A 25,810-nucleotide genomic window follows, 5' to 3' on the forward strand; every position below is an offset into this window, starting at 1 on the left:
TCCGGCGCGTAAAGCCCGCTTATAATAAGCATGCTTATCATCTTCCGGCGATCCCTTTCAAATGTCTTCCGAAGCCGCTCCGGCGAGCGCAGCCGCGCCGATCAACCGGCCCATGCTCACGATCTCGATCATGCTCGCGACGCTGATCCAGACGCTCGACAGCACCATCGCCAACGTGGCGCTGCCGCACATGCAGGGCAGCCTGTCGGCGTCACAGGACGAGATCACGTGGGTGCTGACGTCGTACATCGTCGCGGCCGCAATCGCCACGCCGCTCACCGGCTGGCTCTCCGACCGCCTGAGCGTCAAGCGCCTGCTCGCATTTTCGATTGCGGGCTTCACGATTGCGTCGGCGTTCTGCGGCCTTTCGGAGACGCTCGGGCAGATCGTCGGCTCGCGGCTCTTGCAGGGCATCTTCGGCGCGTCGCTCGTGCCGCTCTCGCAGTCGATCCTGCTCGACATCAATCCGCGCGAGAAGCAGGGCCAGGCGATGGCCGTGTGGGGCATGGGCGTGATGGTCGGCCCGATCCTCGGCCCGACGCTCGGCGGCTGGCTCACCGACAGCTACAACTGGCGCTGGGTGTTCTTCATCAACGTGCCGATCGGCGCGTTCGCGCTCTTCGGCGTGTTGACGTTCCTGCCCGCGAGAGAACCCAAGCACGGCGTGAAGTTCGATGCCTTTGGCTTTGCCACCCTGAGTCTCGCGATCGGCGCGTTCCAGGCGATGCTCGATCGAGGCGAGCAGCTCGACTGGTTCGGCTCGCTCGAAATCCGCATCGAGGCTATTCTCGCGGCGATCAGCTTCGCGTTCTTCATCGCGCACACGGCGACGGCGGGCAGGAAGTCGTTCTTCCGCTACGAGTTGCTGAAGGACCGCAATTTCGCAACCGGCGTGTCGTTCATCTTCGTGATCGGCGCGGTGATGTACGCAACGCGTGCACTCCTGCCGCCGATGCTGCAGAACCTGATGAACTACCCCGTCGCGACGACCGGGCTCGTCACCGCGCCGAGCGGCGCGGGCACGATGATCGCGATGATGTTCGCGGGACGGCTGCTCAAGCGTTTCGATGCGCGGCTGATGCTGCTCGCGGGCTTTCTGATCTCGGCGTTCGCGCTGTGGCAGATGATGCATTACACGATCGTCCTCTCGGCATCGGATATCGTGTGGCCCGGCGTGATCCAGGGCTTCGGACTCGGGCTCGTGTTCGTGCCGCTTTCCGCGCTGTCGTTCTCGACGCTCACACCCGAGCTACGCGCCGACGGCACCGCTATCTACAGCCTGATGCGCAATATCGGCAGCAGTATCGGCATTTCGATCGTGCAGACGCTGATGACGCGCAACACGCAGGTGGCACACGCGGACCTTGCCGCGAACGTGACCGCGTTCAATCCGGCGCTGCAGCCAATGCTCGCGAGTGGATCGACCTACGACATGGCGGTGCTCAACCAGTCGATCACGCAGCAGGCCGCGATGATCGCGTATCTGAACGACTTCAAGCTGATGTTCGTCGCGACGCTGCTCGTAGTGCCGCTCGTCTTGCTGATCCGGCCGGCGAAAAAGGTACCGGACGAATCGCTTGCGCATGCGGCGATGGATTGAAGTTTCAGGGCACCGGCAAATCACCCCGCCTCGGCGCGCCGTTGCCGGCGATGCGTGCGACGAGCATGCCTGCTGTCGCGAAGCGCGTCGAGTGGCGCGCATAGAGCAAGCCGTCCATGCGCGCAATAAGCGGGACGAGCCGATCTTCGATTGGATCGAGCACTCCTGCGATCGTGTCGCCGGCACTCACTCGCTCGCCGACCTGCCGCGCATGCACTTGCTGTTAAAGCGTACTGCAGATGCAGCCGATGCCATCGCGAAACGCGCACGGCGGCCCGCTTCGCGAAAAAGCCCTGAACGGTAGCTTAAAAGACGACCGCGGGAGCCGCGGGGAGGTCGAAACTCATCCGGCCTACGGCACCACCGACAAGAACAGGAACGTCGCAAAGATGACGAGATGCACGACGCCCTGGAGCACCGTCGAGCGCCCGGTGCCGAGCGTAATGACGCTGACGAGCAGCGTCAGGCCGAGCATCACGATTTCTTTGGAATCGAGCCCGAGCGAGATAGGCTGCCCGATCGCGATGGAAACGACGGCCACGGCCGGAATCGTCAAGCCGATGCTGGCAAGCGCCGACCCCAGCGCGAGATTGAGGGAAGTCTGCAACCGGTTGAGCCGCGCGGCGCGCAAGGCTGCAAGGCCTTCGGGCAGCAGCACGAGCGCCGCAATGACCACACCGACCACGGCCTCCGGCGCACCGGCCTTCGCCACGCCCGCCTCGACCGCCGGAGACAGCAGCTTCGCGAGCCCTACCACCGACACCAGCGAAAGCAGGAGCCACGCGAGCGCCGCCCAGGCCTGACCGGCGGAAGGCGGCGGCGCATGCACTTCGTCGTCGACGGCATCCGGATCGCGGATGGGCACGGGCGGCAGGAAGTAGTCGCGATGCCGCACCGTCTGCACGAACACGAACACGATATAGAGCACGAGCGAAACCACGCCGACGAACACCAGTTGCGAGATCGACAACACCGGCCCGCTCACCGTGCTCGTGAAATTCGGCAGCACGAGCGTGAGGACCGAGAGCGCGCAGAGAATCGCGAGCGACGCGCTCGCGCCCTGCAACTGAAAGTCCTGCACGTGATGCCGCATGCCGCCGACGAGAAGACACAGCCCCACGATCCCGTTGCTCACGATCATGATCGCGGCGAATACGGTGTCGCGCGGCAAGGCGGCTTTCTCGGGCCCGCCCGTGAGCATCACCGAGACGATCAGCGCCACTTCGATGACCGTCACTGCCACCGCGAGCACCAGCGTGCCGAACGGCTCGCCCACCCGATGCGCGATCACTTCCGCGTGATGCACCGCCGCGAACACCGCGAACGCGAGCGCGACGCCGGCGAGCACGAGCAGGATGCCGTTCGTCAGCACGACCGCGAGGCCGAGCACGGCGAGCGCGACGATGGGTGAGATGACGGTCCAGTCGAGTTTAAATTTCATCGGCGCTCCGGGCGGGCAATCGTTCTTGTTGGCGCGCGGCGCGCGCGGACACCGGGGCATCATAACGAAAAATGGTGCGCAAGCCGCGCCGCGCAGTCCACAACGGCACGATACGGAACGCGTGTGACAGCACGCAGGCGCAGATCCGGGGCACTTTTTGCCCTATCATCGATCAATCGATACAGGTATGACGAAACCGACGCCTGTCTCGCAGCGCCATACGCGTCATTCAAACCAAGGAATCCGAACACGCATGCTCATCCCGCCGAAACCCGCCAACGAGAGCGCGCGCATCGAGACGCTGCGCTCGCTCAAGATTCTCGACACCGCGCCAGAAGAACGCTTCGACCGCCTCACGCGTCTCGCAAAGCGCCTGTTCGGCGTGCCGATCGCGCTCGTCAGCCTCGTCGATGAAAATCGCCAGTGGTTCAAGTCGTGCGTCGGGCTGGAAGCGACCGAAACGCCGCGCGACGTGTCGTTCTGCGCGCATGCCATCGCGCAGGACGACATCCTGCTGATCCCCGACGCGCGCGCCGACGAGCGTTTTCACGACAATCCGCTCGTCGTCGACGAGCCGGGCATCCGCTTCTACGCGGGCTGTCCGCTCACCGTGCCGAATGGCTCGAAGCTCGGTACGCTGTGTCTGATCGACGTGCGTCCGCGTGAACTCGACGATGAGGATCGCGCGCTCCTGCGCGATCTGGCCTGCATGGCCGAGCAGGAACTCGCCGCCGTGCAGCTCGCGACGATGGATGAACTGACGCTACTGTCTAACCGGCGCGGCTTCGAAGCGCTCGCGCAACACGCGCTGAACGTGTGCCGGCGGCTGGAGCGGCAGGCGTCGCTGCTCTTTTTCGACCTGAACGACTTCAAGCAGATCAACGACACCTACGGTCACGCGGAAGGCGACCGCGCGCTTGCGACGTTCGCCGAGGTCCTGCGCAGCGAACTGCGCGACAGCGATGTGATCGGGCGGCTGGGCGGCGACGAATTCGTCGCGCTGCTCACGGATGCGCAGGGCACGCATACAGAGGATGTCGTCGCGCGGCTGCACCGGGCGCTGACGGCGCGCAACAGAGCGGCCGAGCGCGGCTACGACATCCGCTTCAGCGTCGGCCACACGGACTTCGATCCCGCGCGACACGCGTCGATTGCCGACCTGCTCGCGTCGAGCGACAGCAGGATGTACGCGCACAAGCAGTCCCTGAAGTCCGCCGCGCGCGGCGCGCGCCACTGACAATGCGCCGGGTTTCGAAACCCGGCGTGTCCAAGGCCTTGACCGCTCACTCGCCCGCGTTTTCGCGGAAGTACAGGCGCTTCGGCAAGCCCCACAGGATCAGCGCCGAGCCCAAAAGGCACGCCACGGCGATCGCATAGAGGCCGGGCGTCGCGCTGCCGGTCATCGTCTTCACCTTGCCGACCATGTACGGACTGATGATGCCGCCGAACTGCCCGACCGAGTTGATGAGCGCGATGCCGCTCGCCGCCGCGATGCCGGAGAGAAAGCGCGTCGGCAGGATCCAGAAGAGACCCAGCGACGTGATGATGCCGGTCGCCGCAATCGTGAGGCCGATCACGAGCATCACCGTGTTGGTCGGAAAGAAGCCGCACAGCACGTAGCCGACGGCGCCCGCGAACGCGCACGCGCCGAGGTGCCAGCGGCGTTCGCCCGTGCGGTCCGAGTTCTTGCCGATCAGGATCATGCCGATGCCCGCGACCGCGTAAGGCAGCATCGAGATCAGGCCGATCGCGAAGGTGTCCGTGGTGCCGGCCGTCTTCACGAGTTGCGGCATCCAGAAGACGAGGCCGTAGATGCCCATCGCGAGGAACAGGTAGATCACCGCCATCACGAGTGTGACCGGCTCCTTGAACGCGGCCTTCAGCGAATGCACTTCGCCGACCTTCGGATCGCGTGCCAGTTGCTCGGAGAGCGCGCGCTTCTCGCCGGCATCGAGCCATTTAGCTTTCTCGATGCTGTCGTCGACCATCACGAGCACGACGATCCCGAGCACGACCGACGGAATGCCTTCGAGCAGGAAGAGCCATTGCCAGCCCGGCATGCCGTTCAGGCCATCGCAGAACTTCATGATCGCGCCGGAGAGCGGGCTGCCGATGATCCCGCACAGCGCAATCGACGCCATGAAGAACGAATTGATGCGCCCGCGCCGCGATGAAGGAAACCACTTCGTGAAGAAGTAGAGCGCGCCCGGCACGAAGCCCGCCTCCAGCCCGCCGATCAGAAACCGCAGCACGTAGAACCACGTTTCGGTGTGCACGAACATCATCGCCGCCGACGCGATGCCCCACGTGATCATGATCCGCGCGATCCAGCGCTTCGCTCCCACGCGATGCAGCACGATGTTGCTCGGCACCTCGAAGAGGAAGTAGCCGACGAAGAACACGCTCGCGCCGAAGCCGTAGACGGCATCGCTGAAACCGAGTTCGCTCTGCATCTGCAGCTTCGCGAAGCTGATGTTGATGCGGTCGAGATACGAGAACACGAAGCACGCCACGAAGAGCGGCACGAAACGCCAGAACACCTTGCGGTAGAGCTGGGCGTCGTCGTGAGTCGCGGCCTGCGGAACGGCGGACGATAGGGTTTCCACGGTTTGTCTCCTCCGATGCAACTTGTTGCTTGCTTTTATTGACGTCGTTCGACGGGCGGATCAATAAGTCGCCCGCCCTCCGGACAGGTCGAACACGGCGCCCGTCGTGAACGAGTTCTCCTTCGACACGAGCCACGCGACCATCGACGCGATCTCGTTCACCTCGACGAAGCGCCCGCGCGGAATCTTCGAGAGCATGTAGTCGATATGCTGCTGCGCCATCTGCTCGAAGATCTTCGTGCGCGCGGCGGCCGGTGTGATCGCGTTGACGGCGATATCGAGCGCCGCGGTTTCCTTGCCGAGGCTCTTGGTGAGCGCGATCACGCCCGCCTTGGCCGCGCTGTAGGCCGACGCATTCGGATTGCCTTCCTTGCCCGCGATCGACGCGATATTGACGATGCGCCCATACCCGCGCTCGATCATCGTGCGAACGACCGCCTGGTTCACATGGAAGGTCGCGTTCAGATCGACGTCGATCACGCGCGACCACTCCTCGGCTGCGTAGTCGGCGAGCGGCGCGTTCGCGCCCGCGATGCCCGCGCTGTGCACGAGCACGTCGATCGCGTCGAAGCGCGCGATGGTCGCATCGGTGGCCCGCTGCACAGCATCGCGCTGCGTGATGTCGACGACGACCGTCAGTACATCGCCGAACTGCGCGAGAGCTTGCTTCGCGGCGGCGAGCGCCGCTTCGTCACGGTCCCACAGCGCGACACGCGCGCCGCCCTGCAACAGCCGCTCGGCCACGGCGAGGCCAATGCCCTGCGCGCCGCCTGTCACCACCGCGCCGCGCTTCGTGAAGTCGTACTGGTTCATCGCGTTCTCCTCATGCATCGACAGTGCGTTGCTGCTGCTCACCAAGCCCTTCGATGCCGAGACGCATCGTCTGCCCGGCGCGCAGGTAAACCGGCTCGGGCTTCTGTCCCATGCCGACGCCCGGCGGCGTGCCCGTCGAGATCACGTCGCCCGGTTGCAGGCTCATGAAGCGGCTCAGATACGAGACGATATGCGCGACATTGAAGATCATCGTGCTCGTGCTGCCGTTCTGGTAGCGCTTGCCGTCGACTTCGAGCCACAGGCTCAGACGATGCGGATCGGGCACTTCGTCCGCGGTGACGAGCCACGGACCGATCGGGCCGAACGTGTCGCAGCCCTTGCCCTTGTCCCAGGTGCCGCCGCGCTCGATCTGGTATTCGCGCTCCGACACATCGTTGATCACGCAATAGCCCGCGACGTGCGAGAGCGCGTCGGCTTCGTCGATATAGGCGCCGCCCTTTCCGATCACGACGCCCAGTTCCACTTCCCAGTCGGTCTTCTTCGATCCGCGCGGGATGCGCACGTCGTCGTTCGGGCCGACCACCGCCGAGAGCCACTTGTTGAAGACGACCGGCTCGGCCGGCACGGGCAGGCCCGATTCGGCCGCGTGATCCGCGTAATTCAGGCCGATGCAGATGAACTTGCCGATGCGCCCCACACACGGCCCGATACGTTCGCCGGCCGCAACGGCGGGCAGCGTGTTCGGATCGAGCTTGCGCAGGCGCTCCAGCGCTTCGGGCAGAAGCGCTTCGCCCGCGATGTCGTCGATCACGCCGGAGAGGTCGCGGACGGTGTGAGTGTTATCGAGCAGGCCGGGCTTCTCGCGGCCGGGGGCGCCATATCGCAGCAGTTTCATCGGGTCTCCATTCAGCAAAGCGTTTCGTTCTCGCATGACGCAACAGGCGTCTGCCCGCAAATGTAGGGAAAGCGCGCCGCTTTGAATAATGAAAGCTGCTGCTCGCGTGATAACTTTCCGTTATCTTCGCGTTCTCCCTAGTCATCCCTAGCCGCACGATCCCGCCCATGCTGCCCAACGTCGATTCGATTGCCGCGCGCCTGCGCCTGAAGCAACTTCGCCTGCTGATCGCGCTCGATGAGCACGGTTCGCTGCATCGCGCCGCCGACGAAATGGCGCTCACGCAGCCCGGCGCGACCAAGGCGCTGCGGGAAATCGAGGCGACGTTCGGCGCGACGCTCTTCTCGCGCTCTCCGCAAGGCATCCAGCCGAACGAACTCGGACGTTGCGTGATCCGCTACGCGCGGCTGATTCACATGGACGTCGCGCATCTGCGCGAGGAAATGGCGGGCATCCTGCAAGGCGCGGGCGGGCGGCTCGCGGTCGGATCGATCATGGGGGCGGTGTCGGGCGTGCTCGTCGATGCGCTCACGCGCCTGCGCGCGAAACAGCCCGCGCTGACGGTCGAAGTGGTGGAAGACACGAGCGCGCGCCTGCTTGCGCTACTCGATCAGGGACGGCTCGATCTGGCAATTTGCCGCGCGAGCGTCGCGCGCCAGCCGGATCACTACGACTACGTGGAACTGCGCGACGAGCCGCTTGCGATCGTCGCGGGCCTGGAGCACGCGCTGATCGATGCGCCCGAGGTCACGCTCGCCGACCTCGCGCAAAGCCGCTGGATCGTCTATCCGAGCATCATGCCGCTTCGAAGCCTCTTCGAGCGCGAGTTCAAGGAAGCGGGCTTGCCGCTGCCGCTGCATCCGGTCGAAACGTCATCGACCATCACGACCGTCCTTCTCTTGCAACGCGACCCGACGCTCGTTTCGCTGATGCCACTTGACATGGCCCATTTCCTCACCGGGCACGGCCTCGCCCGACGCCTCGCGATCGCGGTGCGCTCGCGCACCGAACCTTACGGCATCGTCACGCGACGCGGCGCGGCACTTTCCGCGGCGGCCAGGCTGATGATCGACGAACTCACGCAATGACTCACGCAATGAAAAAAGGCGCGGCCGGGGCCGCGCCTTGCGCTTCCATCATTTCGATGGGATGAATCAGGATTCGAGTTCCGCGTTCAGCGTGATCTTGGCGTTGTTAGCGAAGAGCTTCGACACCGGGCAGCCTTCCTTCGCCGCGTTGGCCGCCTTTTCGAAGGCGGCCTTGTCGGCGCCCGGAATCTTCGCCTTCAGGTCGAGCTGGCAGGCGGTGATCGAGAAGCCATCGCCGACCTTGTCGAGCGTGACGGTCGACTTGGTTTCCAGGCTCTCGGCCTTCATGCCGGCCTGTTCGAGTTGCAGCGAGAGCGCCATCGTGAAGCAGCCCGCGTGCGCCGCGCCGATCAGTTCTTCCGGGTTCGTGCCCGGGCCGCTTTCGAAGCGCGACTGGAAGCCATACGGCGCGTCCTTCAGCACGCCGGTTTGCGTCGAGATGAAACCCTTACCGTCTTTGATGCCGCCGCTCCATTTTGCCGATGCTGTCTTTTGCACGAGTGTTCTCCAGAAATGTGACGTGGATTTGCTGCGACTGGCCGCCGCGCGGCTTGTCTCCCGCGCGTGCGAACGAATGAGTGCAGCACGCGCGATGCCCGGACGGTCGACGGATGTTAAATGGGCACTTATCATGGAGCGTTTTCGCCCTGGCCAGCGGCGAAACGCGGAGCGCCCTCTTCATCCTAGCGGATCGGGAAGCGGCGCGCAGACATCGAAAGTCATGGAGGCGGGATGGGTCCGCAAGTCGAACAGGTAAGCGAGGACCGTGCGTTGCCCGAACGTGCCGATGTGGTCGTGATCGGCGGGGGAATCATCGGCGTCTCGACCGCACTCTTTCTTGCGGAGAAAGGACTTTCGGTCGCGCTGTGCGAGAAAGGCCAGATCGCCGGCGAACAGTCGAGCCGCAACTGGGGCTGGTGCCGCGCGACGCATCGCGACCTGCGCGAACTGGAACTGAGCCTGGAAAGCCTGAAACTCTGGCGGGAAATCGACGCCAGGCTCGGCGTCGAAACTGGCTTCCGGCAATGCGGCATCCTCTACGCCGCCGACGACGCCAGGTCACTTGACGTTCACGAGGACTGGCTCGCGCGGGCGCAGCGGCTCGTCGGGCGCGACGGCATCGATTCGCGCATCGTTTCCGCCGACGAAACCGCCTCGCTGATGACAGGCTCCACGCGCCGCTTCGCGGGTGGCATCTACACGCCCTCCGACGGCCGCGCGGAACCGCAACGCGCCGCGCCCGCCATCGCGAACGCGCTGCGGCGCCGCGGCGTGAAGGTGCTGACGCCATGCGCCGCGCGCGGCATCGAAACGGCCGACGGCGCGGTGAGCGGCGTCGTGACGGAATACGGGCTGATCCATTTCGCGAGCGTCGTCGTCGCGGGCGGTGCGTGGACGCGGCTCTTCGCGGGCAATCTCGGCATCGACGTGCCGCAACTGATGGTGCGCTCGTCGGTCATGCGCACGGCGGTGGTCGCCGAGGGTCCGGAGGTCAGCGCGTGCAATCAGGAAATGGGCTATCGCAAGCGGCTCGACGGCGGTTACACGCTCGCGAACGCCTTCCATAGCTACCACGACATCACGCCCGACAGCTTCCGGCTCTTCGCGAAGTTCCTGCCGGCGTTCAAGAGCCAGTTCGGCTCGATCAAGATCGGCATCGGCGCGCGCTTCTTCGAGGAACTGCGCCGGCCGCGTCGCTGGCGGCTCGACCAGCCGACCGTGTTCGAATCCGTGCGCACGCTCGATCCGGCGCCCGTTGCATCCTTCAACGACGCCGCGCTCGCCGAGTTCCGCGCGATCTTTCCGGAGCTGGCGAAGACGCCGGTCGCGCAGTCGTGGGCCGGCTATATCGACGTGACGCCGGATGCCGTGCTCGTGATTTCGGGCGTCGAGCGGCTGCGCGGCGCGTTCATCGCGACGGGATTTTCGGGGCACGGCTTCGGCATCGGCCCGGGCGCGGGCAAGCTGATGGCGGACATCGTCGCGAACGACGCACCGCTCGTCGATCCGCGCGCATTTCGTCTGTCGCGCTTCTTCGACGGCACGAGGATCGAACTCGACGGCGGGTTCTGAGCGCACCGGCGCACCGGCGCGTTAACATAGCGGTTTTCGTTCAGATGGCGGCGCGCAGATGAGCCGCGCCGCCCGCATCCCCGAGGCTTTTCATGGCATCCACGCCTTCTTTGTTTATCGACGTCTGGTCCGACTTCGTATGCCCGTTCTGCTACCTGCAGACGCCCGTCCTCGACCAGCTGCGCAACGCCTACGGCGATTCGGTCGAGATCCGCTGGCACGCTTTCGAGCTGCGCCCCGAGCCGACGCCGCTGCCCGACACCAACAGCGACGCGCTGATCGAACAATGGGAAAAGTCCGTCTACCCGCTCGCAGCCGAGCGCGGCCTGACGCTGCGCATGCCGGCCGTCCACCCGCGCAGCCGCAAGGCGTTCGAGACGGCGATGTTCGCGCGCGAGTCGAATCGCTACGATCTCGTGCATCACGCGCTCTTCAAGGCGTACTTCGAGGACGGCCTCGACATCGGCGACACCGATGCGCTGCTCGACATCGCCGCGACCTGCGGCATCGATCCGGAGTTGCTGGAGGAATCGCTCGCGGAAGGCGAATTCACCGACCTCGTGATCGAGGACGAAGACTTCGCAAAGAAGATCGGCGTGACCGGCGTGCCGTTCGCCGTGCTGTCGCGCGAGGGCGCGCCCGGCGAAGAGCCGCCTCCGCCGATCGCCCTGCGCGGCGCGGCGCCGGTGCAGCACTTCGAAGCTGCCGTCGAACGGCTCTTTCCCGACGGCTTTCCCGGCTGAGCGTCGCCCGCCGCCTAGCTGTGCTCGGCCATGAACGACTTCAGCGCAATGCGCTGCGACGGTTCGAGCGCCTCGAATTCCAGTCCGTAGGCCACGCCCTGCTGCGCGCCATCGGCCGTGCCGACGTGGCGCACGATGGCGTGCGTGTCGATGTGGACGTCGATGTCGTCGGTGTTGAAGTGAAACGACACCCGCAGCCGCTCGCCGACCTGCGCGGTCGGCTCGACCACCGCGAGCGACATCCCGTAGGGGCTGATGTCGCACACGCGTCCCACTTGCCCGAGCGGCTGGGTCGAGGCTTCTGCTGAAAAGCGCGCCGCGAGGCGGGTCGGCATGCGCGCGAACTTGCGCGCCCGCAGACGCTTGATGTTGCCTGGCTCCGACAGCACGACGTAGTTGAACGGTTCGCGGCACAGGGCATCGACCGTGCACGCGAAGCGGAACACGCCGCGCCCCGACAGCGCCACCATCTCCACCTGTTCGCCGAGGATGAGTTCCAGCGGATCCATGCCGTTCATCACCGGCTGCGTGACGAACAGCGCGCGCTCCCCGTTGCGCCGTCCCGACGAAAACCCGATCACACGCGAGGCGTACATCGCCGAGCCGGCGCCCACTGTCGCGCGCAGCCCCACGCGCGCGCCGATCGCAAGTCCGATGTCGTCGAGCTTCAGCGGCCCGGCATCGCGCGGCGCTTCAGTATCACGCGATTCACGCGGCGCCTCGGCTTCCCTTCGACGATGCGGCTCGAAGTGCGCGAACAGGAAGTCGCGCGCGTTTTCGTCGCGCACGATGGTACCGGTTTCAAACAGAAGCGCACCATCCTCCGCGACGATAGGCCATTCCAGCGGTGTTTGTAGCGGCACGTCCTCAGGCCCCAGGCGAACCAGGGCAGACAACAGCGGCGCGACAACGGATTCCAGTGTCATTGGGCGGACGATATTGAGACGATTCCAACATCGTCCGACGCGCACCACTTTTCGTCAAGCATTTAATCGGCAAGAATTACGTGCAAACGTTTATTACGACGCTTTTCTGACCGGCTCCCGTTGATCCCGCCTGTTCGACCCCGCATGCGCAGCCGGTAAATGCGCGCGTCCGGCGCCGAAAATCTTTTCGCGCAGCGTGCCGGAGGCGTACTCCGTCTTGTATGCGCCGCGCGCCTGCAACTCGGGCACGACGAGATCGACGAAATCGCGATAGCACTCGGGCGTCACCGTGCGCGCGAGGTTGAAGCCGTCGATGCCGGTATCGTCGATCCACGCGACGAGCTCATCCGCGACTTGCGACGCGCTTCCGACAAGCGTCGGGTAACGCCCGCCGAGCTGCAATTCCTGGCTGAGGATGTCGGCGACAGTGCGCTCGCGGCCGGCCGCGGTCAGGTTTTTCACGACCGACTGGATCGCGTTGTTCTTCACATAGCGGATCGGCTCGTTGCGCGCATAGCGCGAGAAGTCGATACCGCTCGAACTCGCGTAGTGAGCGAGGCCGGCTTCGGGGCTCGCGTATTGCACATAGTCGTCGTATTTTTCGCGCGCTTCGCGCTCGGTAGCTGCCGTGACGATCGACATGCCCATGAAGAACTTGATGTCGTCGCGCTGACGGCCTTCCCTTTCGACCTCGTCACGCACGCCGCTCACGAGCTTTTTCAACGCGCCGCGCTCCTGCTGCGAGACGAACACGCACTCAGCGTGGCGCGCGGCGAACGCCTGCCCGCGCCCCGACGATCCCGCCTGGAACAGCACCGGCGTGCGTTGCGGCGACGGCTCCGACAAGTGAAAGCCCTCGACGTCGTAGTACTTGCCGTGATGCGCGATCGGCCGCACGCGCGCCGGATCAGCGTAGACACGCGCTTCGCGGTCCGCGCGCACCGCGCCTTCTTCCCAGCTTCGCTCCCACAACTCATACACGACGTCGAGGAATTCTTCGGCGCGGTCGTAGCGTTCGTCGTGCTCGATCTGCTGCCCGAGGCCCATCGCCTTCGCGGCGCTTTCGAGGTACCCGGTCACGATGTTCCAGCCGATGCGGCCGTCCGTCAGATGATCGAGCGTCGAGAAGCGTCGCGCGAGCAGATACGGCAATTCGTAGGTCAGGTTCACCGTGACGCCGAAGCCGAGATTCCGGGTCGCGGCGGCCATCGCGGAGACGGTCAGGAGCGGATCGTTGACCGGAAGCTGGATTGATTCGCGCAGCGGCAGATCGACCGATTGCTGGTAGACATCGTAGACACCGACGATATCGGCGAGAAAAAGGCCGTCGAACAAGCCGCGTTCGAGCAACTGCGCGAGTTCCGTCCAGTACGTGATGTCCTTGTAGCGCGTCGACTGGTCGCGCGGATGCGTCCAGAGGCCATGATTGATATGGCCGACGCAGTTCATGTTGAATGCGTTCAGCAGAATGTGTTTGGGCATGTCGATGGATTCGCAAGCGGACAGATGAAGAAGCCTAACGATCCATCCGCCTGCAAGGAACCGACGATTTCTGCTTTGCTTATTCGCGCGGCAAGGCGTCGTCGTCGGCCTGCTCGATGACGTTCATTTGTCGACACCATCCCCTCCGTGAGCTTTATGCGCATAAGGTTCGCGGAGCTGCGCGCTTCGAGTTGCCGCACTACGCATCGCGGCAAAAGTGCAGGACCGCGTGCACTGCAAGCGCGGCCCGACCCATCGCTTTAATCAAACGCTCAAAGCGTCGACGCCGCAAATGTATCGCACTGGCGAATATCGCCGCTCGTGAGTCCGCGCTTGAGCCAGCGCTGACGCTGCTCGCTCGTGCCGTGCGTGAACGCTTCGGGCACTACGCGACCTTGGGTTTGCTTCTGGAGCCGGTCGTCGCCGATTGCGGCTGCCGCGTTCAGGCCTTCCGCGAAGTCGCCGGGCTCGATCAGCTTGGCGTTGTCGCGCTGCGCGGTCGCGGCCCACACGCCGGCGTAGCAGTCGGCCTGCAATTCGACGCGCACCGAAAGCGCGTTCGCGCGCTCGCGCGACATGCGCGAGCGCGCGGCATCGACTTTCTCCGAAATCCCGAGCACGTTCTGCACGTGATGCCCGACTTCATGCGCGATCACGTAGGCCTGCGCAAAGTCGCCGCTCGCGCCGAAGCGTTCGCGCAACTCGCGATAGAACGACAAGTCGATGTACACCTTGCGGTCCGCGGGACAGTAGAAAGGGCCCATCGCCGTTTCGCCGACCCCGCAAGCGGTCTGCGTGCCGCCCGAGAACAGTACGAGCTTCGGCGGCGGATAGTCCTGATTGAACTGCGTGTGAAAGATTTCCTGCCATGTGCGTTCGGTATTGCCGAGCACGCGGCGCACGAAGACCGCGCCTGCGTCGTTCGCGGGCGGCTGGTTCGCGGGTGCGGCCTGCTGCTGCGGTGCGTGCGACTGCATTTGCGACGCGCCGTTGATGATCACCATCGGATTGATGCCGAAGAAATACGAGGCCGCCAGTGCCACGACGATCGTCCCGATCCCGATACTGCCGCCGCCGACCCGAAATCCCCCGCCGCCGCCGCGACGGTCCTCGACATTCTGGCTTTCCGCTTCGTCATCGAGACGCATTGTGTTTCTCCTCTTCTGGTCGCATTGGCGCGGCAAAAAAGCCGCTATGTTATCCGTCGAACCGTTCGGCACGGCCGACGTCGTGACGACATGGCACAGTTCCCCACGGGCAGGTTTCCATGTCTAACCACGGTTCCAAGCATTATGCGCACCACGTCTCATGCGGGATCGAAGGAATTGCGCGAAGTCGCCGACAGTTTTTCTTCGCCTTCCAATCGCTCTAACAAATGCCGCGACAAACACGCGCGACCGGATTGTCGCAGTGCGGTCGATTGTCGCGGAAATGGCGCGCCGTGCGCGCGACGCGTTCGTTCGCCTTGTCTCGAAAATCAAGAGAATTCAGGCCTTTAGACGCGCCAAGTCCTTGATCCTGCGGCATTTGCGCGCATTTGTAACTCTTTGACGCGACGCAACACGCATCTCGAAAGCTCGCTAAGCTTCTTCCGTCACAAGCCGCATAACCGACAAACCATCAACGAACAACTGACGAAAGCGCGCCGCCGAGCGACGTGCGCAACCCGCCCAATCCATCATGCAATCGACTCAGGAAGCGCTGGATCTCGCGCGAATTCAGTTCGCCTTTACCGTATCGTTCCACATCATTTTTCCGGCGCTGAGCATCGGGCTCGCGAGCTTCATCGCGGTCCTCGAAGGCGCGTGGCTCAAGACCGGCAAGCCCGTCTACAAGGAACTGTGTCTCTTCTGGTCCAAGGTCTTCGCCGTCGCGTTCGGCATGGGCGTCGTGTCGGGCGTCGTGATGAGTTACGAGTTCGGCACCAACTGGGGCGGCTTTTCCAGCTTCGCCGGGCCGATCACCGGGCCGCTCCTCACGTATGAAGTGATGACCGCGTTCTTCCTCGAAGCGGGCTTCCTCGGAATCATGCTGTTCGGCTGGAACAAGGTCGGCAGGAAGGCGCATTTCGGCGCCACGCTGATGGTCGCGATCGGCACGCTGATCTCGACGTTCTGGATCCTCGCGTCGAACAGCTGGATGCAGACGCCGCAGGGCTTTCGCATCGAAGGCGACCACGTCGTGCCCGTCGACTGGTTCGCGATCATCTTCAATCCGTCGTTCCCGTACCGGCTCACGCACATGGCAATCGCGGCGTTCATCGTCGCGGGGCTCGTCGTTGCCGCGACCGGCGCGTGGCACCTGCTGAAGGGCCGCCGCGATCCGGCCATCAAGAAGATGTTTTCGATGGCGCTCTGGCTGCTGCTCGTGCTGACGCCGGTGCAGGCGATCGTCGGCGATGCGCACGGCATCAACACGCGCGAACATCAGCCGGCGAAGATCGCGGCGATCGAGGGCCTGTGGGACACCGAGCAAGGCGGCACCGCGCTGAACCTGTTCGGCATCCCGGACATGGAAGCCGAGACGACGAAGTACGCCGTATCGATTCCGCACCTCGGCAGCCTGATCCTCACGCATAGCTGGGACGGCGAGATTCGCGGACTCAAGTCCTTCCCGAAGGAAGACCGGCCGAATTCGACCGTCGTCTTCTGGAGCTTCCGGATCATGGCGGGACTCGGCGTGCTGATGATCGCGATGTCGGCGGCGGCCTGGATGTTGCGCCGTCGCGGCAGGCTCTATGAATCGCGCTGGTTCCTGCGTTTCACGCTGGCGATGGGGCCGACTGGTTTCATCACGCTGCTTGCGGGCTGGGTCACGACCGAAGCGGGCCGCCAGCCGTGGGTCGTGTACGGCGTGATGCGCACGGCCGATGCCGTGTCGCCCGTCACGGCGCAGCAGGTCGGCGTGTCGCTGCTGGTCTTCGTGATCGTCTATACGCTCGTGTTCGGCACCGGCATCTACTACCTGCTGAAGCTCTTGAAGCACGGCCCGGCGCTGCCCGGCACGACGACCCGCGCGCCCGACATGGACGATGCCGGCCACACCGCGAGGCGCCCGCTGAGCGCCGTCACTCAATCGATCGAAGGAGCGTAATTCATGGATCTCACCCTCGCATGGGCCGCGATCATCGCGCTGGGCGTGCTGATGTACGTCGTGCTGGACGGCTTCGATCTCGGCATCGGCATCCTGTTTCCGCTCTTTCCCGACGAACACGACCGCGACGTCATGATGAACACCGTCGCGCCCGTCTGGGACGGCAACGAGACCTGGCTCGTGCTCGGCGGCGCGGGCCTGTTCGCCGCGTTTCCGATGCTCTATTCGACCGTGCTTTCCGCGCTCTATCTGCCGCTCGTGCTGATGCTCGTGTGCCTGATCTTCCGGGGCGTGTCGTTCGAAATCCGTGCGAAGGCGTCGCGCACGAAGCACCTTTGGGACCTTGCGTTCATCGGCGGATCGGCGGGCGCGACGTTCTTCCAGGGCGTAGCGCTGGGCGCGTTCCTCGACGGCATCCCGGTCGCGGACGGCCGCTTTTCCGGCGACGCGTTTGGCTGGTTCACGCCGTTCAGCATGTTCACGGGCGCGGCACTGGTAGTGACGTACGCGCTGCTCGGCTGCTGCTGGCTGATTGCGAAGACCGAGGGCGACCTGCAGCGGCGGTTCTATCGGATCGTGTGGCCGCTAACCGTCCTGCAGCTCGCAACGATTGCCGTGGTCAGCATCTGGACGCCGTTTCAGGATCAGGGCATCGCGATGCGCTGGTTCGATTCGCCGCTCTTTTATCGGCTGCTGCCGGTGCCGGTGCTGGTGGTTGCGTGCGCGTGGATCATGCGACGCTCGATTCGCTCCCGGCATGAGAGGCGGCCATTTGCGATGGCGCTCGGGTTTGTGCTGCTCGGGTTCGCGGGTCTCGTCGTGAGCATTTCACCGCAGGAAGTCCTGCCGGGCGTTTCGTTGTGGGATGCGGCTGCACCGCGCTCCAGCCAGTTGTTCACGATTGTCGGGGCGGCGGTCATTTTGCCCGTGATCGTGGCGTACACCACGCTTGGGTATTGGGTCTTCAGAGGGAAGGTGCGCCATGGCGAACATCACTATCACTAAGGTCGCAGGGCGCGGCAGGCTGGCGCAAGTTTGCTGGTTTCTTGCGCTCTGGCTCGCCGGGGTCGGCGGAACGATGTTGCTTGCTCTGCCGTTCAAGCTGCTTATTCGGGCGGGGGCCGGCGGGTAGCGAGATTCTGCTTGCAGCGGGAATCGGGACTTTGCTCAGACAACCAAGCCCGTCCCGCGCGTCAGAAAAAATCAGAACCCCGCCGCGACGGCAATCCCCCCCGCGACAATTCCAAACCCCACCACGGCAACCGAAACCACCACGAGCACGCGCCGCGGAAACGACCGTCCGAGCATCGCCAGCGACGGCACGCTGATCGGCGGCAGCGTCATCAGCAACGCCCCGGCGGGCCCCGCCGCCATCCCGAGCGAGAGCATCGCCTGAATGATCGGCACTTCGCCCGCCGTCGGTATCACGAACAGCATCCCCGCGACTGCAAACGCAACGATCCAGATCAGACTGTTGTCGATGTCCGGTCCGATATGCGGAAAGAGCCACGCACGCGCCGCGCCAAGCAACAGCACGAGCACGATGTACTCGGGCACGAGACGCAGCGTCATCCGGCCCAGAATCTTCATCCAGCGCGAAAACGCCGTGCCCGGCTCGTCTTCATCGATCATCTGCTTGAGCGCTTCGCGCGACGCCTCCGCTTCCTTCGGCGTCACCATCCGGTTCACGACGTAGCCGAGCCCGAACACCATCAACACGCCCAGCCCGAGGCGCAGACCCATCCACTGCCAGCCGAGCACGAAGCCCATGAACACCAGCGCCGCCGGATTCAGCACCGTGTTGCCGAGCCAGAACGCGATCGCCGCGCCCGGCGCCGCCTGCCGCGCCCGCAATCCCGCGACGACCGGCGCCGCGCAGCACGTGCACATCATCCCCGGCAACGACATCAGGCCGCCGTTCACGACGCTCCCGAAATCGCTGCGGCCCAGCGCGCGCGCCACCCACTGCGGCGGAATCAGCGCCTGCACGGCGGAGCCGAGCAGCAGGCCGAGCACCATCGCCTGCCAGATCGCCTTGCCGTAAGCCAGCGCGTAATCGAGCGCAGCCTTGAGCGACGGCTCGGGCGCGCTCGCGGCCGTGCCCATCAGGATGGACTTGCCGATCGAATGCTGGCTCGCCGCGACGAACGCGCGGTTGTAGTACGGGAACCACTTCACGTAGAAGAGGCCGATCACGGCGATCAGCACAAACGTCACGAGTCCGAGTGCGATGCGCGGTTGTCGAAGGGTGGGGTTCATGGTCTTGGGAATAAAGCGTTGTTGTATGCGAATTCGGGGCCAGGGCTCGCGCGCCGGTCTTCAACCGATTGCAACGGCCGTTTCGTTCAGTTGTGCAAGGAGCGCCCTCGCCTGCTCGACGCTGTCGGCATCGTTCGGACGAAAGAGCACATGCGTCGCATGCTCAAGCTCGGTGAAATGCGCGCCGCTGCTGCGCGCATAGGCCGGGTCGTAATGCAGGTCGATCAGTTCGCCGAACAACGCGCCGCGCGCGCCCTCGTCGATCAGTCGATGCCAGTGCGTCACGCGCTCGCGGCTATGCAGGCCTATCAGCTTGGCGAGTTGCTGCTTGAAGAACGCGGGCTCGTCGAAGAGATGGCCGTAATCCTGCAGCAGGAACGCGATGCGGTCGTCGTGGCTCGCCTCCACCTCGACGCACGCGCCCCGGTGAAACGTCACGAGCAGCGACTCCGGCAGCGTGATCGAACCGATGCGCCGGCTCTCCGCCTCGACGAACACCGGCCGCGAAACGTCGAACCCGCGCAGCTTGCCGACGAGCGCGGAGTCGAAACTCTTCTGCGACGGCTGCGGCTCGCCCGGCAGCGCGCCGAGCAGCGACCCGCGATGCGCTGCGAGCCCTTCCAGATCGAGCACCTGCGCGCCCGCCGCGCGCAACGCCTGCAGCAGGCGCGTCTTGCCGCTGCCCGTATGACCGACAAGCGCGACATAGCGAAAGCGTTTCGGCAGCGCGTCGAGCAAATCGAGCGTCGCGCGCCGGTACGTCTTGTAGCCGCCGTCGAGCTGACGCGCCTGCCAGCCGATCATGTTGAACCAGGTCGTCATCGAGCCGGAACGCTTGCCGCCGCGCCAGCAATAAATGAGGGGACGCCAGTTCCTCGGGCGGTCGGCGAAGGTGGTCTCGAGATGCCGGGCGATGTTGCGCGCAACCATCGCGGCGCCGACGCGCGTCGCCTCGAACGGCGACACCTGCTTGTACATCGTGCCGACGATCACGCGCTCCTCGTTGCTCAGAACGGGTGCATTGATCGCACCGGGAATGTGATCCTCGGCGAATTCGAGCGGCGTGCGGACGTCGACGACTTCATCGAAATCCTTGAGCCGGTCCAGGCTCACGAGCAGATTTTTCAAGGTGACGACGCGCGTTTCGACGATTGATCGGGACGCGAATTATCGCACGCAAGCGCTTTGGCGGCCCGCGGCCCGCTCGCCGACATTACAGGAAGCCTACGAAACACGTCCGATTTCCTGCCGAATTTCGATAACGCCCGCCGTTTTTGGCTCACTACATTGGCAGTTCGGGCCGCGACGCGGCACACGTCCTCTCACCTTCACGCGTTTTCATCCGGGAGCCAGCCGATGAGCATCGAATCGACGAATCAGCATGCGGGCGTCGTCACGCACCACGAACTGAAGCAGACGCTTGGCACGTGGCAGCTGTGGGGTATCGCGGTCGGCCTCGTGATTTCCGGCGAATATTTCGGCTGGAGCTACGGCTGGGCAAGCGCCGGCACGCTCGGGTTCGTCGTGACGGCGCTCTTCATCGCGGCGATGTACACCACGTTCATCTTCAGCTTCACCGAGCTGACGACTTCGATTCCGCATGCCGGCGGCCCGTTCGCCTACGCGCGGCAGGCGTTCGGCCCGGTCGGCGGCTATCTCGCGGGTGCGGCGACGCTCGTCGAATTCGTGTTCGCGCCGCCCGCGATCTCGCTTGCGATCGGCGCCTATCTGCACGTGCAGTTTCCCGGGCTCGATCCGAAGCACGCGGCGATGGGCGCGTATCTCGTCTTCATGGCGCTCAACATCGTCGGCGTGCAGATCGCGGCAACGTTCGAGCTCGTCGTCACGCTGCTCGCGATCTTCGAACTGCTCGTGTTCATGGGCGTCGTCGCACCGGGATTCCAGTGGTCGAACTTCGTGAAGGGCGGCTGGTCCGGCGCCGACAGCTTCTCGGTCGGCTCGTTCTCCGGCATGTTCGCCGCGATCCCGTTCGCGATCTGGTTCTTCCTTGCGATCGAAGGCGTCGCGATGGCGGCCGAGGAAGCGAAGAACCCAAAGCGATCGATTCCGATTGCCTACGTGGCGGGCATCATCACGCTCGTGCTGCTCGCGATCGGCGTGATGGTGTTTGCGGGGGCCGCGGGCGACTGGACCAAGCTCTCGAACATCAACGATCCGCTGCCGCAGGCGATGAAGTTCATCGTCGGCAATAACAGCGGCTGGCTGCACATGCTCGTATGGCTCGGTCTTTTCGGACTGGTCGCGTCGTTCCACGGCATCATCCTCGGCTATTCGCGCCAGATTTTCGCGCTGGCGCGTGCGGGTTATCTGCCGGAGTTTCTGGCGAAGGTGCATCCGCGGTTCAAGACGCCGCATCGGGCGATCATTGCGGGCGGCGTGATCGGGATCGCCGCGATCTACAGCGATAACCTGATCCAGTTCGGCGGGCAGACGCTGACGGCGAATATCGTGACGATGTCGGTGTTCGGCGCGATCGTGATGTACATCATCAGCATGATGTCGCTCTTCAAGCTTCGCCGGACCCAGCCCCACATGGAGCGGCCTTTCAAGGCGCCGATGTTTCCGGTTTTTCCCGGTTTTGCGCTCGGCGCGGCCGTGGTTTGTCTCGCGACCATGATCTACTTCAACTGGCTCGTCGCGCTCGTGTTTGCGGGGTTCCTGGCCCTTGGCTATGGATACTTTCTCGCTACGCGGCATCAGCGGGACATTGCGCCGGCGGATGCGCTGCTCGAAGATTGAAGAACCAGCGCAAAATATCCACGGTGCACAGCAGGAAAAGGACCGAGCGATGACTTACGCAGAAACCATCGGAAGCCGAACCTACCGCTTCGCGGACCTCAAGACGCTGCTGGCGAAGGCCAGCCCGTTGCGCTCCGGCGATCAACTGGCCGGCGTCACGGCGGCAACGGAAGAAGAACGCGTCGCAGCGAAAATGGCGCTGGCGAACGTGCCGCTGCAAACCTTCCTGACCGAAGCGGTCATCCCTTACGAGGACGATGAAGTCACGCGCCTCATCATCGACGATCACTCGTCCGAGGCCTTCGCGCCGGTCTCACACCTGACGGTCGGCGACTTCCGCAACTGGCTGCTCGCCGATACCACCTGTACCGACGCGCTCGTCGCCGTCACGGCCGGCCTCACGCCGGAAATGGTCGCGGCCGTGTCGAAGCTGATGCGCAACCAGGACCTCATCCTCGCGGCCAAAAAACGCCCGGTCGTTACGCGCTTTCGAAATACGATCGGGCTGCCCGGCCGCTTGTCGGTGCGCCTGCAGCCGAATCATCCGACCGACGACACCAAAGGCATCGCCGCCTCGATGTTCGACGGCCTCATGTACGGCTGCGGCGACGCGGTCATCGGCATCAATCCCGCATCGGATTCGTTGAGCGCGATCACCGCGCTCATCGAGATGATCGACGAATTCCGCCAGCGTTACGATGTCCCCACGCAATCCTGCGTGCTCACGCATGTGACCAATACGATCGCGGCCATCGAAAAAGGCGCCCCCGTCGACCTCGTGTTCCAGTCGATCGCCGGCACCGAGAAGGCCAACGCGAGCTTCGGCGTGTCGCTCGCGCTGTTGAAGGAAGCGCACGAGGCGGGCCTGTCGCTCAAGCGCGGCACGGTCGGCGACAATCTCATGTACTTCGAAACCGGCCAGGGCAGCGCGCTTTCGGCGAACGCGCATCACGGCGTCGATCAGCAGACGTGCGAGGTGCGCGCCTACACGGTCGCGCGCAAGTTCGATCCGCTTCTGACCAATACCGTGGTCGGCTTCATCGGACCCGAGTATCTGTACGACGGCCGGCAGATCATCCGCGCCGGGCTCGAAGATCACTTCTGCGGCAAGCTGCTCGGCGTGCCGATGGGCTGCGACATCTGCTACACGAACCACGCCGAAGCCGATCAGGACGACATGGACAATCTGCTCACGCTGCTCGGCGTGGCGAACGTCAACTTCATCATGGGCATTCCCGGCGCCGACGACGTGATGCTCAACTATCAAAGCACATCGTTCCATGACGCGCTCTACGTGCGCCGCGTGCTGAACCTGAAACGCGCGCCGGAATTCGAAGCGTGGCTCGAATCGATGCGCATCACCGACGCGCGCGGCGCCTTGCTCGCGCAAGCGGCGCAGCCGCTCATCGAATGGATGGACGCGTGATGGACGACAAGCCGGCTTCGCCTGTCGACAAGAATCCGTGGGACACGCTGCGCCGCTTCACGAACGCGCGCATCGCGCTGGGGCGCGCGGGCAGCAGCCTGCCGACCGCGCCGCTGCTCGCGTTCAATCTCTCCCACGCGCAGGCGCGCGACGCGGTGCATCAGCCGCTCGACACCGCCGCGCTGCACGACGCCCTGCGCGCCGCGGGCTTCGATACGCTCGACGCCGCGAGCGCGGCGCCCGATCGCGATCATTATCTGCGCCGGCCCGATCTCGGCAGGACGCTCAGCGAGGAAAGCGCGGCGGCGCTCGCCGCTCACGGGAAAGCGCTGCACGAGGCGCCGGATGTCGTGTTCGTCGTCGCCGATGGTCTTTCCGCCTACGCAGCCGCACGGCACGCCACGCCGTTCCTCGATGCGTTGCGCCCTGCTCTCGATGGCTGGAAGGTCGGCACGACCGTCGTCGCGACGCAAGCGCGCGTCGCGCTCGGCGACGGTATCGGTGAGCTTTTACGGGCGCGCATCGTCGTGGTGCTGATCGGCGAGCGGCCGGGCCTCAGTTCTCCCGACAGTCTCGGCATCTACCTGACCTGGGAGCCGCGCATCGGACGCAGCGACGCCGAACGCAACTGCATTTCGAACGTGCGTCCCGAAGGGCTCGCGTATGCGCCCGCCGCGTTCAAGCTGCGCTACCTGCTCAACGAAGCACGCCGCCTGAAGCTGACGGGCGTCGGCCTGAAGGACGACAGCGATACGCTGCTGGCGGCGTCCGCGAAATCGGGCGGAGCGATCGATTCGCAATGAAAGCGCGTCGATTTGCGCGATTTTTTGGCGGGCTATAGTCGAGCATCCAGCGCCTCCCCGACCCGCAGCCCGCCATGAGCTCTCCCAACGAACTTAGCGCGCAGGACACCGCCTGGAGCGGCCCGTTCTGCGTCGAGCGCCGCGTCGCCCACGACGCGAACGACCAGGCGCGCGCGATCGCCGGATGGACGCAGGAGTACGACCAGTTGACGCCCGGCGCCTTCGAGGGCGCGCTCACCGAACTGTGTCTGGACCACATCCACCTGTTCGCCGAGAGCACGAGCCACGCGCTGCGCCAGACTTGCGAAGTGCGTCCCGACGCCTACTGGTTCGGCATTCCCGCCGACGACATCGATTGCGGCAGGATCGGCGCGCGCGCCATCGCCGCCGATGCGTTTGCGTTCAAGCCCGGCAGCGTCGAATTCGAACTCGTGACGCCCGCGCGTTATCGCATCTTCGGCATCGTGGTGAAGGGGTCGGTGTTGCGGCGGCACGCAGCGGAAGTCGAGCACATGTCGGCGAGCGACCTGCTTTTCGCCGACGACAGCGTGTCCGTCGGCGGTACGCAGAAGGCGCGCCTGTGCGCCGCACTCGACACGATTCTCTCCGACGCCCCGCATGCGTCGATACCGCTGCCGCCCGTGGCTCGCGAGAACCTCCAGTCGCAGATTCTCGCTTCGTTGTTCGATCTGTGCGCGAGCGGCCGCGCCCATTCCGGGGCATTGCATTCGAAGCCGCATCGCAAGTGGATCGTCGAAGCGGCGCGCGCGTATGTGCTGGAACATCGCGACAGGCCGGTCGCCGTGCCCGAGTTGTGCGCACAACTGCGCGCAAGCCGGCGCCTCTTGCAATACTGTTTTCAGGAGTTTTATGGCATGACGCCGGTCGCATATCTGCGCGCGATCCGATTGAATGGCGTACGGCGCGCGTTGCGTGCGGCATCCTGGGAGAACGCCGTCAGCGTGCAGGATGTCGCTGCGGCGTGGGGCTTCTGGCATCTGAGCCAGTTTTCTGCGGACTATCGAAAGCTGTTCGGCGTGAGGCCGTCGGATACGCTGCGCGAGGCCATCGGCCTGCGCGCAGCGTAGCGACTTCGACTACAGCACGAGCGACCCCGCCGAAATCGCGACGATCAGGAAGATCACGAACAGAATGAGGAAGATGAAGAAACAGATCTTCGCGATGCCGGCGGCGCCCGACGACACGCGTCCAAAACCGAAAAAGCCGGCAATCACCGAAATGACCGCGAAGAGAATGGCGAGCTTGAACATGACTGATCCGTTCTTTTGATTGAAGTGGGATCGTTCAAGCAAGGGTTGTTCCCGTTCAGCGCGTGCACGCCAGCGAATACTTCAGGCCCTCAGCGAGCAGCGCGCTCCAGACCGCCCACGTGTGCCCGCCGTCGATGATCCGCAATTCGGCCGGCTGTTTCGCCTCGCGCAGATGCGTGTACAGCAGCGATGCTTCGGCCTGGATGCGCAGGTCGTCGTCGCCGGCTGCGATGAACATCGGCACGCGCAGGCCACGGCTCATATACGTCTGCCACTGCGCCGGATAATTCAGCGCGCGCCAGACCAGCGGATCGAATTGCCGGTCGCCGAACACGCCGACATAGCGCGCCGCCGATCCGGCCGGCGGCGCGCCCGCATAAATGGCCGGACCGAGCAGCATCGCGCCGCAGAAAAGCTCCGGACGTGTCATCGCGTAACGCAGCGCGCCGAAACCGCCCATCGATACCCCGCCGATCACCCGCCCCTCGCGGCCTAATGCCGTTCAGTTAATGTTCTTTTTGAGGTATCGAACGGTGTAGCGTTTAGGGCGGGATTTGACGACTCGGTCGC

General features: G+C 64.6%; 23 protein-coding genes and 1 pseudogene. 11 read left to right on the plus strand and 13 right to left on the minus strand.

The genetic code is table 11. From position 1 onward, the window contains the following. The first annotated feature begins 61 nt into the window (after positions 1-61). Entirely contained in the window at positions 62-1,600 is a 1,539-nt protein-coding gene (locus AWB81_RS03200) for a DHA2 family efflux MFS transporter permease subunit (protein ID WP_062632440.1), read from the plus strand. Between the two features lie 4 nt (positions 1,601-1,604). Here AWB81_RS03200 and AWB81_RS03205 read toward each other — a convergent pair whose 3' ends face one another. Together AWB81_RS03205 and AWB81_RS03210 are read right to left on the minus strand one after the other, a co-directional pair. Beyond that, on the minus strand, positions 1,605-1,790 hold the full coding sequence (locus AWB81_RS03205) for a hypothetical protein (RefSeq protein WP_208545280.1): 186 nt from the start codon (positions 1,788-1,790) through the stop codon (positions 1,605-1,607). Between the two features lie 162 nt (positions 1,791-1,952). After that, positions 1,953-3,041: a calcium:cation antiporter gene (locus AWB81_RS03210; protein WP_062632442.1), complete on the minus strand. Its 1,089-nt coding sequence runs from the start codon at positions 3,039-3,041 to the stop codon at positions 1,953-1,955. A gap of 253 nt (positions 3,042-3,294) precedes the next feature. Here AWB81_RS03210 and AWB81_RS03215 point away from each other — a divergent pair, with 253 nt between their 5' ends. Next, positions 3,295-4,278, plus strand: coding sequence for a sensor domain-containing diguanylate cyclase (locus tag AWB81_RS03215; protein ID WP_062632443.1), 984 nt, complete (start codon positions 3,295-3,297; stop codon positions 4,276-4,278). 46 nt (positions 4,279-4,324) lie between these two features. Here the strand turns inward: AWB81_RS03215 and AWB81_RS03220 are convergent, their stop codons facing one another. From AWB81_RS03220 to AWB81_RS03230, 3 genes are read right to left on the minus strand one after another with little or no spacing between them, the layout of a single operon-like run. Further along, the gene (locus AWB81_RS03220; RefSeq protein WP_062632444.1) at positions 4,325-5,647 is read right to left on the minus strand and encodes an MFS transporter; all 1,323 of its coding nucleotides are present in this window, start codon (positions 5,645-5,647) and stop codon (positions 4,325-4,327) included. A 60-nt stretch (positions 5,648-5,707) separates the two neighbouring features. Continuing rightward, complete coding sequence (locus AWB81_RS03225) at positions 5,708-6,460, minus strand: SDR family oxidoreductase (protein WP_062632483.1); 753 nt, start codon at positions 6,458-6,460, stop codon at positions 5,708-5,710. A 10-nt stretch (positions 6,461-6,470) separates the two neighbouring features. After that, a complete protein-coding gene (locus AWB81_RS03230; protein WP_062632445.1) occupies positions 6,471-7,316 on the minus strand; it encodes a fumarylacetoacetate hydrolase family protein in 846 nt (281 codons plus the stop codon). A 167-nt stretch (positions 7,317-7,483) separates the two neighbouring features. On the opposite strand from AWB81_RS03230, the gene AWB81_RS03235 reads away from it, so the two are divergent. Then, the gene (locus AWB81_RS03235) at positions 7,484-8,404 is read left to right on the plus strand and encodes a LysR family transcriptional regulator (RefSeq protein WP_062632446.1); all 921 of its coding nucleotides are present in this window, start codon (positions 7,484-7,486) and stop codon (positions 8,402-8,404) included. A gap of 66 nt (positions 8,405-8,470) precedes the next feature. Here AWB81_RS03235 and AWB81_RS03240 read toward each other — a convergent pair whose 3' ends face one another. Then, a complete protein-coding gene (locus tag AWB81_RS03240; protein WP_062632447.1) occupies positions 8,471-8,902 on the minus strand; it encodes an OsmC family protein in 432 nt (143 codons plus the stop codon). Between the two features lie 234 nt (positions 8,903-9,136). Between AWB81_RS03240 and AWB81_RS03245 the strand changes: the two genes are divergently transcribed. Continuing rightward, positions 9,137-10,477, plus strand: coding sequence for an NAD(P)/FAD-dependent oxidoreductase (locus AWB81_RS03245; RefSeq protein ID WP_062632448.1), 1,341 nt, complete (start codon positions 9,137-9,139; stop codon positions 10,475-10,477). Between the two features lie 92 nt (positions 10,478-10,569). Continuing rightward, entirely contained in the window at positions 10,570-11,220 is a 651-nt protein-coding gene (locus AWB81_RS03250) for a DsbA family oxidoreductase (RefSeq protein WP_062632449.1), read from the plus strand. Positions 11,221-11,234: 14 nt separating this feature from the next. On the opposite strand, the gene AWB81_RS03255 is transcribed toward AWB81_RS03250, so the two are convergent. The 3 genes from AWB81_RS03255 to ypfJ form a co-directional block, all read right to left on the minus strand. Continuing rightward, entirely contained in the window at positions 11,235-12,146 is a 912-nt protein-coding gene (locus AWB81_RS03255; RefSeq protein ID WP_062632450.1) for a flagellar brake protein, read from the minus strand. A gap of 93 nt (positions 12,147-12,239) precedes the next feature. Beyond that, positions 12,240-13,628, minus strand: coding sequence for an LLM class flavin-dependent oxidoreductase (locus tag AWB81_RS03260; protein ID WP_062632451.1), 1,389 nt, complete (start codon positions 13,626-13,628; stop codon positions 12,240-12,242). A gap of 272 nt (positions 13,629-13,900) precedes the next feature. Continuing rightward, on the minus strand, positions 13,901-14,776 hold the full coding sequence (ypfJ, locus tag AWB81_RS03265) for a KPN_02809 family neutral zinc metallopeptidase (RefSeq protein ID WP_062632452.1): 876 nt from the start codon (positions 14,774-14,776) through the stop codon (positions 13,901-13,903). Between the two features lie 532 nt (positions 14,777-15,308). Between ypfJ and AWB81_RS03270 the strand changes: the two genes are divergently transcribed. Together AWB81_RS03270 and cydB are read left to right on the plus strand one after the other, a co-directional pair. Further along, complete coding sequence (locus AWB81_RS03270; protein WP_062632453.1) at positions 15,309-16,721, plus strand: cytochrome ubiquinol oxidase subunit I; 1,413 nt, start codon at positions 15,309-15,311, stop codon at positions 16,719-16,721. Between the two features lie 3 nt (positions 16,722-16,724). Next, complete coding sequence (gene cydB / locus AWB81_RS03275) at positions 16,725-17,726, plus strand: cytochrome d ubiquinol oxidase subunit II (RefSeq protein ID WP_062632454.1); 1,002 nt, start codon at positions 16,725-16,727, stop codon at positions 17,724-17,726. 198 nt (positions 17,727-17,924) lie between these two features. Here the strand turns inward: cydB and AWB81_RS03280 are convergent, their stop codons facing one another. Continuing rightward, positions 17,925-18,980: a permease gene (locus tag AWB81_RS03280; RefSeq protein ID WP_062632455.1), complete on the minus strand. Its 1,056-nt coding sequence runs from the start codon at positions 18,978-18,980 to the stop codon at positions 17,925-17,927. Positions 18,981-19,040: 60 nt separating this feature from the next. After that, positions 19,041-20,108, minus strand: coding sequence for a tRNA 2-selenouridine(34) synthase MnmH (mnmH, locus tag AWB81_RS03285; RefSeq protein WP_062632456.1), 1,068 nt, complete (start codon positions 20,106-20,108; stop codon positions 19,041-19,043). Between the two features lie 228 nt (positions 20,109-20,336). Between mnmH and eat the strand changes: the two genes are divergently transcribed. The 4 genes from eat to AWB81_RS03305 all read left to right on the plus strand — a co-directional run bounded on the left by eat (position 20,337) and on the right by AWB81_RS03305 (position 25,057). After that, positions 20,337-21,740, plus strand: coding sequence for an ethanolamine permease (gene eat / locus AWB81_RS03290; protein WP_062632457.1), 1,404 nt, complete (start codon positions 20,337-20,339; stop codon positions 21,738-21,740). A gap of 49 nt (positions 21,741-21,789) precedes the next feature. Then, positions 21,790-23,166 carry an ethanolamine ammonia-lyase subunit EutB gene (locus AWB81_RS03295; protein ID WP_062632458.1) on the plus strand — a complete coding sequence of 459 codons (1,377 nt, stop codon included), beginning with the start codon at positions 21,790-21,792 and terminating at the stop codon, positions 23,164-23,166. Next, positions 23,166-23,969: an ethanolamine ammonia-lyase subunit EutC gene (gene eutC, locus AWB81_RS03300; protein WP_062632459.1), complete on the plus strand. Its 804-nt coding sequence runs from the start codon at positions 23,166-23,168 to the stop codon at positions 23,967-23,969. The genes AWB81_RS03295 and eutC overlap by 1 nt, the downstream gene beginning before the upstream one ends. A 74-nt stretch (positions 23,970-24,043) precedes the next feature. Further along, positions 24,044-25,057, plus strand: a complete 1,014-nt coding sequence (locus AWB81_RS03305) for a helix-turn-helix domain-containing protein (protein WP_062632460.1) — start codon at positions 24,044-24,046, stop codon at positions 25,055-25,057. A gap of 9 nt (positions 25,058-25,066) precedes the next feature. Here the strand turns inward: AWB81_RS03305 and AWB81_RS03310 are convergent, their stop codons facing one another. Together AWB81_RS03310 and AWB81_RS03315 are read right to left on the minus strand one after the other, a co-directional pair. Continuing rightward, the gene (locus tag AWB81_RS03310) at positions 25,067-25,240 is read right to left on the minus strand and encodes a DUF1328 domain-containing protein (RefSeq protein ID WP_087134780.1); all 174 of its coding nucleotides are present in this window, start codon (positions 25,238-25,240) and stop codon (positions 25,067-25,069) included. 55 nt (positions 25,241-25,295) lie between these two features. Next, positions 25,296-25,730, minus strand: a pseudogene (locus AWB81_RS03315) (alpha/beta hydrolase-fold protein); the annotation flags it as partial. Positions 25,731-25,810 lie beyond the last annotated feature (80 nt).

The sequence above is a fragment of the Caballeronia arationis genome (assembly GCF_001544975.2).
Classification (GTDB): domain Bacteria; phylum Pseudomonadota; class Gammaproteobacteria; order Burkholderiales; family Burkholderiaceae; genus Caballeronia; species Caballeronia arationis.

What these genes read in the sequence shown, in the direction of transcription:
- AWB81_RS03200 (WP_062632440.1), top strand. Translation starts at nt 62, where the DNA reads ATGTCTTCCGAAGCCGCTCCGGCGAGCGCAGCCGCGCCGATCAACCGG.
- AWB81_RS03210 (WP_062632442.1), bottom strand. Translation starts at nt 3,041, where the DNA reads ATGAAATTTAAACTCGACTGGACCGTCATCTCACCCATCGTCGCGCTC.
- AWB81_RS03215 (WP_062632443.1), top strand. Translation starts at nt 3,295, where the DNA reads ATGCTCATCCCGCCGAAACCCGCCAACGAGAGCGCGCGCATCGAGACG.
- AWB81_RS03225 (WP_062632483.1), bottom strand. Translation starts at nt 6,460, where the DNA reads ATGAACCAGTACGACTTCACGAAGCGCGGCGCGGTGGTGACAGGCGGC.
- AWB81_RS03230 (WP_062632445.1), bottom strand. Translation starts at nt 7,316, where the DNA reads ATGAAACTGCTGCGATATGGCGCCCCCGGCCGCGAGAAGCCCGGCCTG.
- AWB81_RS03235 (WP_062632446.1), top strand. Translation starts at nt 7,484, where the DNA reads ATGCTGCCCAACGTCGATTCGATTGCCGCGCGCCTGCGCCTGAAGCAA.
- AWB81_RS03245 (WP_062632448.1), top strand. Translation starts at nt 9,137, where the DNA reads ATGGGTCCGCAAGTCGAACAGGTAAGCGAGGACCGTGCGTTGCCCGAA.
- AWB81_RS03250 (WP_062632449.1), top strand. Translation starts at nt 10,570, where the DNA reads ATGGCATCCACGCCTTCTTTGTTTATCGACGTCTGGTCCGACTTCGTA.
- AWB81_RS03255 (WP_062632450.1), bottom strand. Translation starts at nt 12,146, where the DNA reads ATGACACTGGAATCCGTTGTCGCGCCGCTGTTGTCTGCCCTGGTTCGC.
- AWB81_RS03260 (WP_062632451.1), bottom strand. Translation starts at nt 13,628, where the DNA reads ATGCCCAAACACATTCTGCTGAACGCATTCAACATGAACTGCGTCGGC.
- ypfJ (WP_062632452.1), bottom strand. Translation starts at nt 14,776, where the DNA reads ATGCGTCTCGATGACGAAGCGGAAAGCCAGAATGTCGAGGACCGTCGC.
- AWB81_RS03270 (WP_062632453.1), top strand. Translation starts at nt 15,309, where the DNA reads ATGCAATCGACTCAGGAAGCGCTGGATCTCGCGCGAATTCAGTTCGCC.
- cydB (WP_062632454.1), top strand. Translation starts at nt 16,725, where the DNA reads ATGGATCTCACCCTCGCATGGGCCGCGATCATCGCGCTGGGCGTGCTG.
- AWB81_RS03280 (WP_062632455.1), bottom strand. Translation starts at nt 18,980, where the DNA reads ATGAACCCCACCCTTCGACAACCGCGCATCGCACTCGGACTCGTGACG.
- eat (WP_062632457.1), top strand. Translation starts at nt 20,337, where the DNA reads ATGAGCATCGAATCGACGAATCAGCATGCGGGCGTCGTCACGCACCAC.
- AWB81_RS03295 (WP_062632458.1), top strand. Translation starts at nt 21,790, where the DNA reads ATGACTTACGCAGAAACCATCGGAAGCCGAACCTACCGCTTCGCGGAC.
- eutC (WP_062632459.1), top strand. Translation starts at nt 23,166, where the DNA reads ATGGACGACAAGCCGGCTTCGCCTGTCGACAAGAATCCGTGGGACACG.
- AWB81_RS03305 (WP_062632460.1), top strand. Translation starts at nt 24,044, where the DNA reads ATGAGCTCTCCCAACGAACTTAGCGCGCAGGACACCGCCTGGAGCGGC.
- AWB81_RS03310 (WP_087134780.1), bottom strand. Translation starts at nt 25,240, where the DNA reads ATGTTCAAGCTCGCCATTCTCTTCGCGGTCATTTCGGTGATTGCCGGC.